Origin of the sequence: Parvibaculum sp. (assembly GCF_035511255.1) — a bacterium.
Lineage (GTDB): Bacteria > Pseudomonadota > Alphaproteobacteria > Parvibaculales > Parvibaculaceae > Parvibaculum.
In genome coordinates this window covers 1-10,190 of record NZ_DATKFR010000258.1, presented here as the reverse complement: position 1 = coordinate 10,190, position 10,190 = coordinate 1, and the positions used below count along the sequence as shown (strand labels likewise).

Annotated in this window: 11 protein-coding genes; 7 read left to right on the top strand and 4 right to left on the bottom strand. The window is 59.8% G+C overall.

What is annotated here, in order from left to right:
• Both VMR03_RS10305 and VMR03_RS10300 read right to left on the bottom strand, forming a co-directional pair.
• On the bottom strand, nt 1-352 hold a 352-nt coding region (locus tag VMR03_RS10305), incomplete at its 3' end, for a hypothetical protein (RefSeq protein ID WP_325404871.1).
• Nucleotides 353-585: 233 nt separating this feature from the next.
• The gene (locus tag VMR03_RS10300; RefSeq protein ID WP_325404869.1) at nt 586-1,581 is read right to left on the bottom strand and encodes a hypothetical protein; all 996 of its coding nucleotides are present in this window, start codon (nt 1,579-1,581) and stop codon (nt 586-588) included.
• Nucleotides 1,582-2,068: 487 nt separating this feature from the next.
• Here VMR03_RS10300 and VMR03_RS10295 point away from each other — a divergent pair, with 487 nt between their 5' ends.
• Genes VMR03_RS10295 through VMR03_RS10280 form a run of 4 tightly spaced genes read left to right on the top strand, consistent with a single transcriptional unit; the run spans nt 2,069 to nt 6,136 of the window.
• Complete coding sequence (locus VMR03_RS10295; RefSeq protein WP_325404867.1) at nt 2,069-3,208, top strand: DNA cytosine methyltransferase; 1,140 nt, start codon at nt 2,069-2,071, stop codon at nt 3,206-3,208.
• A 57-nt stretch (nt 3,209-3,265) separates the two neighbouring features.
• The gene (locus VMR03_RS10290; RefSeq protein WP_325404865.1) at nt 3,266-3,691 is read left to right on the top strand and encodes a DNA mismatch endonuclease Vsr; all 426 of its coding nucleotides are present in this window, start codon (nt 3,266-3,268) and stop codon (nt 3,689-3,691) included.
• Between the two features lie 55 nt (nt 3,692-3,746).
• Nucleotides 3,747-5,144 (top strand): ATP-binding protein, encoded by a 1,398-nt coding sequence (locus tag VMR03_RS10285; RefSeq protein WP_325404863.1) that lies wholly within the window; start codon nt 3,747-3,749, stop codon nt 5,142-5,144.
• The gene (locus tag VMR03_RS10280; protein ID WP_325404861.1) at nt 5,141-6,136 is read left to right on the top strand and encodes an O-methyltransferase; all 996 of its coding nucleotides are present in this window, start codon (nt 5,141-5,143) and stop codon (nt 6,134-6,136) included. Before VMR03_RS10285 ends, VMR03_RS10280 begins: the two co-directional genes overlap by 4 nt.
• A 27-nt stretch (nt 6,137-6,163) precedes the next feature.
• On the opposite strand, the gene VMR03_RS10275 is transcribed toward VMR03_RS10280, so the two are convergent.
• The gene (locus tag VMR03_RS10275) at nt 6,164-7,717 is read right to left on the bottom strand and encodes an alkaline phosphatase family protein (RefSeq protein WP_325404859.1); all 1,554 of its coding nucleotides are present in this window, start codon (nt 7,715-7,717) and stop codon (nt 6,164-6,166) included.
• Between the two features lie 247 nt (nt 7,718-7,964).
• Here VMR03_RS10275 and VMR03_RS10270 point away from each other — a divergent pair, with 247 nt between their 5' ends.
• Complete coding sequence (locus VMR03_RS10270) at nt 7,965-8,285, top strand: 2Fe-2S iron-sulfur cluster-binding protein (RefSeq protein WP_325404857.1); 321 nt, start codon at nt 7,965-7,967, stop codon at nt 8,283-8,285.
• A 21-nt stretch (nt 8,286-8,306) separates the two neighbouring features.
• On the opposite strand, the gene VMR03_RS10265 is transcribed toward VMR03_RS10270, so the two are convergent.
• Nucleotides 8,307-8,612, bottom strand: coding sequence for a chorismate mutase (locus VMR03_RS10265; RefSeq protein ID WP_325404855.1), 306 nt, complete (start codon nt 8,610-8,612; stop codon nt 8,307-8,309).
• A gap of 251 nt (nt 8,613-8,863) precedes the next feature.
• Here VMR03_RS10265 and VMR03_RS10260 point away from each other — a divergent pair, with 251 nt between their 5' ends.
• Nucleotides 8,864-9,895, top strand: a complete 1,032-nt coding sequence (locus tag VMR03_RS10260) for an NAD(P)/FAD-dependent oxidoreductase (RefSeq protein ID WP_325404853.1) — start codon at nt 8,864-8,866, stop codon at nt 9,893-9,895.
• Nucleotides 9,896-9,932: 37 nt separating this feature from the next.
• Nucleotides 9,933-10,190 (top strand): 2Fe-2S iron-sulfur cluster-binding protein (locus VMR03_RS10255; protein ID WP_325404851.1); only part of this gene is annotated, 258 nt, incomplete at its 3' end.

Below are 10,190 nucleotides of genomic sequence, written 5' to 3'. Positions count from 1 at the left end.
CGTCCGTACCCTGAACGGTGGTCTGCCACTTGTCGCCCACCTTGTCGCCCTTGAGCACGGCGCAGCTCTCCGCGCCGGCCTGCCCGTCGGGGCCCATGGGCTTCACGCAGAGCTTGCCGCCGTCGAGCCGCCAGGTCCCCCGGGTCTCGAAGGCCTGCGGCGACCCCGCCGGCTGGATCTCGCCGGAAAAGCTGTGGTCCTTGTTGTAATAGAGCTTCAGCACCGTCCCGTCGGGCCGCGTGCCCAGCATCGTGTTGCCGAAACGCGGCTCCATGCTCGCGGCCCACGCCGGCCCCGCCGCCGAAACAACCGCCGCCACCAGCAACACCCGCCCGAAATGCCTCGTCACCATCCTCGAAACCCCTTGAACCTCACCAGTCCGGCGATCCTACCACGCCGCGATGACAAGTGGAGCGCGAGGCGCTCCTTGCTCCCAATCCAACAAAAGCTGTCATCCCGGCGAAGGCCGGGACCCACTCGCGGTCCAGCTTGCCGCCGCCGTCGATGGATCCCGGCCTTCGCCGGGATGACACATCTTTCCCTCATCCTGAGGAGCGGAGCGAAGCTCCGCGTCTCGAAGGGCCCTCACGCCGCCGCCACGGCCTCCGCCTCATCCGTCACATCCACCGTCTCCGCGAGCGGCGCGACGGGCGGGTAGGGCCGGGCGGGGTCCGCCAGCGCGCCGTCGAGGAAGGGCGCGGCGATCAGCTTCGCCCGCGCGTAAAGCCGGCGATAGGTCATCGGCATGATGCGGATCGCGTGATGCGCCTCCTTGCCCCAGCGCAGATGCGCGTCGCCCGTATCCTCCGCGAGGCCCGAGCCGATGACGAGGCAGTCGAAGCGCCGTTGCTTCAGGATGTCCGGCCCGACATTCATCATCAGGCTCAGCGCATAGGCATGCGCCTGCTCGATATGGTCCCAGCCGATGACGATGCCGGGCTTCTTGAGTTCGACGATGAGATAGACGTCGTCCGGCCCGCCGAAGCCCGCCGTCGCCTTGGCGCGCCCGCAGAAATCGGGCTGGCCCGCCGCGCCGACCCTGAGCCGCCAGGCATGGTCCGTCTCCTTGCCGCCGACCCAGTCCTCGCGCGGCCGGTCGAAATGTTTCTCGAAGGCGGTCGAAAGCCAGTTTTCGCCGCTGGCGTGAAAGCCCGGCCCGACGACGTAATCCGGCATCAGCACCCAGAGATTGTCCGCCAGCACCTGCTGGCACTCTTCCTCGCTGCGGCCGGCGTCGAACCACACGGCCTCCATGGCGTCGAGCCGCGCCCGGAGCCCCGCCTCGCCCGCGCGGAAGGGCGCGAGCTCCGCCGCCGCCGCGCCCAGCGCCGCGTCCTTGGCGCGCATCTCGTCTTCCAGCGCGCGCCGCGTCGCATTGGCCGCCTCGAGCATCCGCACCGTGTCGGAAAGCCGCCCGGCGGCGTCGGCCGCCGCCTCCTTCATCCGCTCGATCGCCTCGGCCTCCCGCCGCCCGGCCCGCGCCATCGCCTCGCCGAGCGCGCCCCGATGCAAGAGCCAGAGCCCGCCGATCCCGGCCAGTGCCGAGACGCCGAACGCAAATCCCCCAACCACCCCGTCCATGCCAGCCCCCCGGCTCTATGCACTCCATCCGCCACCGGATGATGCACGGGAAACGACAAGGCGGCCAGCCCACCCCCAATCGACAAGCTCCCTCTCCCCTCCGGGGGAGAGGGATGCGAAGGCTTGGGTAGTGGCGAAGCCGAGCCCCAGCCGAAGCTGGGTGAGGGGGCCGTCAGGGACGCGGCACCCCAAACCCGACAATGATAAGAACCCTCTCCCCTCCGGGGAGAGGGTAGGATGAGGGGGCCGTCAGGGACGCAACACCCCAACCCAAAAAGAAATGTCATCCCGGCGCAGGCCGGGATCCAGGCCACACGGCACGGGGGCCGTCGGCGGGAGCGCGAGCATTCCTCTTTCGTTATAATGGGTTGACCGAAGTCGATTCGGTGAGACCGATGCGGTTTGCAGTTTTTTACGTGTCCCCATGTTTGCGATCGTCACGCGCGTTAAAGTCTGCCATATTGAGCGCGCGTGAGACGGGGGTGTCATGGCGGGTTCCGGTATAAAAACGATCGATCTTTTCAGCGGCTGCGGCGGATTTTCGCTCGGCGCACATCTGGCCGGATGTAAGACGCTGGCCGCCGTGGATATCGATGCCAACCTACAGTCCGCCTATAAGCGGAATTTTCCCAAGGTCGAAGCCGTCAACGGCGACGTTGCGAAGCTCGATGAGGCCGCGTGGAAGAAAATTCTCGGTGGCGAGCGGCCCGACGCCGTCATCGGCGGTCCGCCTTGCCAAGGCTTCAGCCGTATGGGGAAGCGCGACAAGGCCGATCCGCGAAACGATCTCGTGGGCCATTTCTATAGGCAAGTCGACATACTCAGACCCAAGTTCTTCGTGATGGAAAATGTCGAGGGCTTGCTCGACGCCGGCAACGGCGATGTGCTCGACCGTGCCATGGAAAAGGTCGCCAAGCGTTACACGATGGTCGGTCCAGTCGTGGTCGATGCCGCCGACTTCGGTGCGGCCACTTCGAGACGGCGCGTCATCGTCGTCGGCTTCGACCCCGACGAAATCGATCTGATCGATGAGGGCGCACTGATCGACACCGCAGGTCTCAAGTCGACAACCGTGAGCGATGCCATCCGCGACCTTCCGCCGCCCATCGCGGGGCGCGGCGCGGGTGAAGACTTCGGTTGGGCGGACTATCCCGAAATCGATCGACGCACTTTGTCGGCTTATGCGAAGAGAATGCGTGCCGCGCCTCCGGCCGATCTCGGTTGGAAAAAGGCGCGCGAATATTTTTCGAGAAATGCCGTGTCGGGATTGTTCGAGACCGTGCACACGAAGGAAGTGGTCGCACGTTTCAAGAAGGTGAAACCGGGAAAGCCCGATACCATCAGTAAGTGCCCGCGTCTGTCTTGGGACGGTCTGTGCCCGACGTTGCGCGCAGGAACGGGGTCCGACAAAGGATCGTTTCAATCGATCCGGCCCATCCATCCGACGGAGCCGCGTGTGATCACAGTCAGGGAAGCCGCGCGCCTGCAGGGCTTTCCCGATTGGTTCGTCTTCCATCCGACGAAATGGCACAGCTTCCGCATGATCGGGAACAGCGTGTCGCCGGTTTTCTCGCAAGCCCTGCTTTCGCGGATCGTTGCCAAAGGCGGCCTCGCTCTCGCCGCCTGAGACTTCTCGCGCTAAGCTGTCCGCTTGTAATCCTCGCGATGCGAAAGGCGACGGTTAATGGTCGATCATGTCGATCGCCGCAAGCGCAGCGAAATGATGCGCGCGGTAAAAAGCAAACACACATCGACCGAGATGATTGTGCGATCCGCTGCGCATCGGCTCGGGCTTCGATTTCGCCTTCATCGAGCCGATCTGCCCGGCAAGCCTGACCTCGTTTTTCCGAAGTGGAAGACCGTTATCTTCGTCAATGGCTGCTTTTGGCATCGCCATCGCGGTTGCAAAAAGGCAACGATGCCGAAAAGCAATGTAGCGTTTTGGCGAAGAAAATTTGAGCGCAACGTTATGAGAGACAAAATCAAAATAAAAGAGCTGCATTTACTTGGGTGGCGAGTGGCGACCATCTGGCAATGCCAAGTCGCATCAATTCCCGAGGCGACGGAGGTTCTTAAAAGAACGTTCGAAATCCGGTCGAGAAAAACTTGAGCTTGTCGAAATGTTCCAGAGTGGTGCTAAGATAAATTGAAATTGGGGGGGATGGATGGCGAAGAAAGAAAGCGAACACGAAACCATATGGGGCGGGCCGACAAAGCGATTTTTTGTCTCTATGCTGACTAGGGATATCGGCCTATCGGATGCAATTCTCGATTTAATAGACAATTGCGTGGATGGCGCCACTCGACAGTTGAAGGGTCGCTTGCGGTCGGAAGAGAGACCTTATGATGGATACGAGGCCCGATTAACTCTTTCGGCCAAGTCATTCGACATTACAGATAATTGTGGGGGGATACCGCGGGAGGCGATCGCCGACGCTTTTTTGCTTGGACGCCCAAAAGTCGAGAAAGATAAGGATCTACCGACGATTGGTATGTATGGCATCGGTATGAAGCGTGCGATTTTTAAAATCGGGCAAGAAGCTATTGTAGAATCTTACGCGTCTGACGGAGCTTTCTCCGTCGAATATGATCGAGCTTGGTTGGAGCCGGAAAACCAAGAGTGGGATCTCTCTATCGCGCCATTGAAAAACAAAAAAGAAAAGGGCGTTACAATTTGTGTACCTACATTAAAAAAGGAAATTTCTCGCCAATTTGGCAATGCGGCCTTTCAAAATGAATTAAGAAATAAGGTATCCGAGCACTTTGGCTATTTAATGCAGAAAGGATTTTCAATATGGGTGAATGGCGAAAAAGTTCGTCCAAAGACATTGCAGTTGTACACCTCCGATTCTCCAAAGGATAAGGGTATTCGCCCTTATGACTTTGAGGCGACGAATAACGGAGTGCATATTAGGGTTACGGTCGGCTTCTACCGCACCTTGGTGCGCATGGAGGAGGTGGATGAAGCGGCAGAGAGAACTCAAGAAAAAGAGCAGGCAGGTATATCCGTGATCTGCAATGAACGCTTAGTGCTTGAGAATGACAAATCTTTGATAACCGGCTGGGGTGATGGCTCTGTGCCAAAGTATCATCCTCAATTTAGGGGTATCGCGGGGTTCATTATATTCTCGACCGATGAACCGGAGAAATTGCCGATATCAACGACCAAGCGAGATTTAGATGTGGGGGCGGACGTCTATCTGTTCGCTCGCAAATATTGCATGGAGGGGTTGCGCGAATGCACAGACTTCACCAACAAATGGAAAGGCATGGAAGACGAAGCCACACAGCACTTTGACTTGGCAACGAAGAGAGATGCCCGTACTGAGGTGAACTTTGCCGCAAAACATGGTGTTCCTATTCGCGGCAACGAAAAGGCGAAGAAATTTTCTGCGAAGTTGCCCGTTCCCGAGCAGCGGAATCCCATGCGAAGGATATCTTTTACTCGGAAAGAAGATGCAGTTAGGAGCGTTTCGGAGCATCTGTTTGGTGAGAGCGGCCAGAAGCCATCTGTGGTTGGGCAAGAATGCTTTGATCGGGCTTTGAAGGCGTCGCGCAAATGAGTGGCGATAACATCCCTTATCAGCTGCGCCCGAATAAATTTATTGATCGGCAAATATTTATTGATTTGCTGACGCGCTTAATCGTTCCACGCGGGATTGAGAAGTACGTCTACGTATCAATGGGAGGGCGCCATCTAGTAGATCATTATGCGATTTACAATCACCTTGGCATCCGGTCGCAGCTTTCGTTTGATTTGGATGAAAATGAAGTTGCGCGGCAAAAATTCAATAGGCCCACGGGTGCCGCAAAGTGTATTCCGCTGAGTAGTGCCGATCTTCCTGCGAAAATAGATGACATACTGGCTGAGTTCCCCGGTAAGAAAAATGTGATTGTCTGGCTCGATTACACAACCGCTGATCGGAGATCTCAATTTCAAGAAGTTGTTCAAACCTTGATTCGCTTGAAACATGGGGACGTTTTTCGGGTGACGCTTAATGCCAACCCGCAAACACTTTGTGGCGGCAATGAATGGCAAGGCGCCGGTTCGGCAGGTCCAGCCGAATTTCGGGCGGAGAAACTAAAGGCGCAAATTGAAGAATTTTTGCCGACCGACGTTCTGAGAATTTCGGACGATGGTCTCCCGGTCGTACTGGCTAGGAGTGTCGAGCTAGCGGTACGGAACGCTGAGGCTATTCAGCCCAATCTTCGTTTTAAACCAGTGCTGGTTACGTCGTATAAGGATGGTGCTCGAATGTTGACCGTTACGTGCACTGTGAGCGATGTCGACGAAGGCGAGAAATTTCCATCAAAGTCGTTTACTCGCTGGAACTTCGCGAGTCGTGGATGGACTGATATTCAGTCCATATCCGCACCCATACTTTCATCGAGGGAACAACATCGTTTAGATAAGCATATTCACAGTGGCCCCAAACGTATGCTCGCCGCGTTGGGATTTATGCCCGCCAAGAACGAAAACGCATCGTTGGAGGCTCTCAGGAGTTATAGCCGTTTTCATCGGTATTATCCGACATTTCGTCACGTTGATGATTGATATTGTGATGAAATCCGAGTCGATACCTCACCACCTCTCCGCCGTCCGCGCCACGGGCCCATCATCCGTCAACGAAATATGCGTCAGCGTCTGCTCGTCGTGGTTCATGCGCCAGGAGAGCATCTTCTGCGCGTGGGCCGCGACGGTGGCGAGATAATCCGGGTCGCCCGCGCGGTTGACGAATTCGCCGGGGTCGCGCGTGAGGTCGAAGAGCAGCGGCGGCAGCGACGTGAAGTGAACATATTTGAACTTCTCGTCGCGGATCACGTTCATCGTGCATTGATGGAGCGTCAGCCCGAGCGCCTCTTCCGCCGCGTCGTCGGCCGGGTCGCGGAAGTCGAATTCCCAATGCGCGGCGTCGCGCCAGCGCGCCGGTTCGCGGCCGTCGAGGAAGGGCGCCAGCGCCCGCCCGTCGCATTGGACGGGGACAGGCAGGCCCAGCGCCGTCAGCATGGTCGGCATGATGTCGACATTCTCGGTGAAGCGCGTGACGACGCGGCCCCGCGCCCCGTCGGCGCGGGCGCGCGGGTCGCGCAGGATCAGCGGAATGCGGTAGGAGCCGTCGAAATAGCCGCATTTGCCGAGCAGCCAGTGGTCGCCCATCTGCTCGCCATGGTCGGAGGTGAAGACGATGAGCGTGGTGTCCCAGAGCCCGCGCGCTTTCAGGAAGGCGACGAGCCGCCCGATCTCCGCGTCGACGCGGGACATCAGGCCATAGTAGGAAGCCTTCAGCCTGCGGAGCTTCTTTTCGTTTTCCGGCGCGCGGAAGAGCTTGCGCGAAAGCTGATGCGCGAGCCAGGGATGCTGGCGGCCCTCGGCCTCGGGCGTTTCCGCGCGGTTGAAGCCCGGCACCTCGGCCGGGTCGTACATCGCGTTCCAGGGCTCGGGCGCGACGAAGGGCGGGTGAGGGCGCAAGAGCGAGAGATGCGCGACGAAGGGCGTCGCCTTCGTCGCCGCGTTGCCCATATAATCCATCAGCCGGTTGACGAGGAACGCCGTGTCGTCCTCCGCCGCCGGATAGATCAGCGGCTTCGGCGCCGCCGCGCCGTCCTCGTAATCGGCGCCGGGCGCGCGCTCGCCATAGGCGAAGCGGATGTCGGCGGGCACGGGGAAGCCCTTGGCGCGCAGATCGTCCGTCCACGGCGTCGGCCAGCTTCCCATCATGCAGACCGGGCGGATGCCGGGCAGCGGCCCCTCATAGGTTTTGAGCCAGGGGCTTTCCGGGTCTTCCTCGCGCGGGTCGCGCGCCGTGTCGGTATAGCCGAAGAGCACCGGGTCCCAGCCCGCGCGGCCCACTTCCTTCGCCCAGTTGGTGTGGCGCGCGTCGAGCGGCGTGCCGTTGGTGCCCGAGCGGTGGTTCTGCAGATACATGCCGGTGTGCAGCGACGCCCGCGACGGCCCGCAGGGCACCGCGTTCGCATAGTGCCGGCTGAAGCTCACGCCCTCGGCGGCCAGCGCGTCGAGATGCGGCGTCTTCACCATCGGGTGCCCGAGATGCCCGAGGCATTCGCCGCGCCACTGGTCGGCCGTGATGAAGAGCACGTTGAGCGGCTGGTCGGCGGACGGGGAGGAGGGGGACATGGAGGGTGCTCCGGGGCGGGGACAAGTTTTCTGAGTCGGTTTTCGATCCTAGGCTATCCCGGTGACGGTCTCGCGAAGAAATGAATCATGATTTCTCTCCGGCTCTCTTTTGCGTCACTTTCACCCTCTCCAAAACCGTCCTTTACCTCGCCAAAACCGCATGCTACCTCACCACGTCGCTCATGCGGTTTTGACCCGGGGTGATGGGGCTAAGTCATTATAACAATTCAAGAATCCGGCATCAGACATGACCAAGATCATCTTCAAGGAGCATGACGGCAAGGAGCACGCCGTCGAGGTCGAGAACGGCATGACCGTCATGGAAGCCGCGATCAAGAACATGATCCCCGGCATCGATGCCGATTGCGGCGGCGCCTGCGCCTGCGCGACCTGCCACGTCTATGTCGATCCCGCCTGGATGGAAAAGGTCGGCAAGCCCGAGAGCATGGAAGAAGACATGCTCGACTTCGCCTTCGACGTGCGCGAGAACTCGCGCCTCTCCTGCCAGATCAAGGTCACGGATGCGCTCGAAGGTCTCGTCGTCACGACGCCTGAAAAGCAGTTCTGACAGGCTTTTTTTCGCTTCGGTCTATGTGCCGGCGGTCTTGCGCGTCTTCGCGTCGAAGATCGTATATTCGTGCTCGATCGACTTCTCGATGAGGAGCCGCCACACCGGCTCGGCGATCGCGTGCGAAAGCCCGTGCTGGTCCGCCGCCGCCAGCGCCTTCTGCACCACGTCCTCGATCCGCGCTTCGTCGCGCACCGCGTTGCGCTCGCCCTTGATGCGGCCCGCCTGCTCGATATAGCCCTGCCGTTCGGCGAGCAGCTTCGCCAGTTCGCGGTCGATCCGGTCGATTTCCCGCCGAACCTCCCCCATCGTGTGACACTTGACCATGTTGCTCTCCGGGCCTCGACGCGGTTATCCCCGCATCTGCGAAGGCGCGTAACATAGTTGGTGAGAGCCCCTTGTCACTCGCGAAATTTTTCTGATTTTCGTGAAAAACGACAAGGCCCGGACGGCGATTTTCGAGGCTGCAGATTTCGCTTGGCGTCGCGGTTTCGGAGACCTATATAAGCGGCGCTTGATGTGAAATATATAAAACAACACAAAATTCCGGTATTTACTGGCAATCAGTGGTGACAGAGATGGCTGAAGAGACGATCACGACCGACGTAGTCATTATCGGCGCGGGCCCCGTCGGCCTTTTCGCCGTCTTCGAGCTCGGCCTCCTCGACATCAAGGCCCATCTGATCGACATTCTCGATCGTCCGGGCGGCCAGTGCGCCGAGCTCTATCCGGAAAAGCCGATCTACGACATTCCGGGTCTGCCGCTCGTCACAGGTCAGGAATTGACCGATCGTCTGATGGAGCAGGCCGCGCCCTTCCATCCGCAGTTCCATTTCAACGAGATGGTCGAGCAGGTCGAGCAGCAGCCCGACGGCAGCTGGCTCGTCAGGACCGACGGCGGCATCGTCTTCAACACCAAGGTCATCGTCATCGCCGCCGGCGGCGGCAGCTTCCAGCCGAAGCGTCCGCCCATCCCCGGCATCGAGGAATATGAAGGCAAGTCGGTCTTCTATTCCGTCAAGAAGATGGAATCCTTCCGTGGCAAGAACATCCTGATCTCCGGCGGCGGCGACAGCGCGCTCGACTGGACGATCAACCTGCATCCCATCGTCAATTCGATGCAGCTGATCCACCGCCGCGACGGTTTCCGCGCCGCGCCCGCGTCGGTCAACGAGATGCACCGTCTCGTACAGGAAGAGAAGATGAAGTTTCATCTCGGCCAGGTGACGAAGCTGCACGGGGCGAACGGCCAGCTCGAAGGCGTGACGATCAAGGGCAACGACAATGTCGATTTCGACATCGCCTGCGACACGCTGCTGCCTTTCTTCGGCCTCACCATGAAGCTCGGTCCCATCGCGAACTGGGGCCTCAATCTCCATGAGAACCTCATCCCGGTCGACACCGAAAAATTCGCGACCAACGCGCCGGGCATCTACGCCGTCGGCGACATCAACACCTATCCGGGCAAGCTGAAGCTGATCCTGTCGGGCTTCCACGAAGTCGCGCTGATGGCGCAGGCCGCCGCCCGCCACATCAATCCGGAAGCCAAGATCACCTTCCAGTACACGACCTCCTCGACGAGCCTCCAGAAGAAGCTCGGCGTCGCCTGAGTCCGACTTACGTGAGTTGTTGTGTATGCATATCTATGTGACTGACGGTGAGGGCGCCGAGCACAGGCTAGATGCCCTGGAAGGCTGGCGCGTGATGGAAATCATCCGCGACCACGGCTTTCCGATCATCGCCGAATGCGGCGGCGCCTGCGCCTGCGGCACCTGCCAGATCGAGGTCGATCCGCAATGGGCGGCAAGGCTCCATGCGCCGCGCGAGGACGAGCTCGACATGCTCGACCAGAACTATGGCGGTCCATGGTCGCGGCTGTCCTGCCAGCTCATCTTCACGCCCGAA

Coding starts and splice junctions, on each gene's coding strand:
- VMR03_RS10290 (WP_325404865.1), top strand. CDS start 3,266: ATGGTCGATCATGTCGATCGCCGCAAGCGCAGCGAAATGATGCGCGCG.
- VMR03_RS10270 (WP_325404857.1), top strand. CDS start 7,965: ATGACCAAGATCATCTTCAAGGAGCATGACGGCAAGGAGCACGCCGTC.
- VMR03_RS10265 (WP_325404855.1), bottom strand. CDS start 8,612: ATGGTCAAGTGTCACACGATGGGGGAGGTTCGGCGGGAAATCGACCGG.
- VMR03_RS10275 (WP_325404859.1), bottom strand. CDS start 7,717: ATGTCCCCCTCCTCCCCGTCCGCCGACCAGCCGCTCAACGTGCTCTTC.
- VMR03_RS10295 (WP_325404867.1), top strand. CDS start 2,069: ATGGCGGGTTCCGGTATAAAAACGATCGATCTTTTCAGCGGCTGCGGC.
- VMR03_RS10260 (WP_325404853.1), top strand. CDS start 8,864: ATGGCTGAAGAGACGATCACGACCGACGTAGTCATTATCGGCGCGGGC.
- VMR03_RS10285 (WP_325404863.1), top strand. CDS start 3,747: ATGGCGAAGAAAGAAAGCGAACACGAAACCATATGGGGCGGGCCGACA.
- VMR03_RS10300 (WP_325404869.1), bottom strand. CDS start 1,581: ATGGACGGGGTGGTTGGGGGATTTGCGTTCGGCGTCTCGGCACTGGCC.
- VMR03_RS10280 (WP_325404861.1), top strand. CDS start 5,141: ATGAGTGGCGATAACATCCCTTATCAGCTGCGCCCGAATAAATTTATT.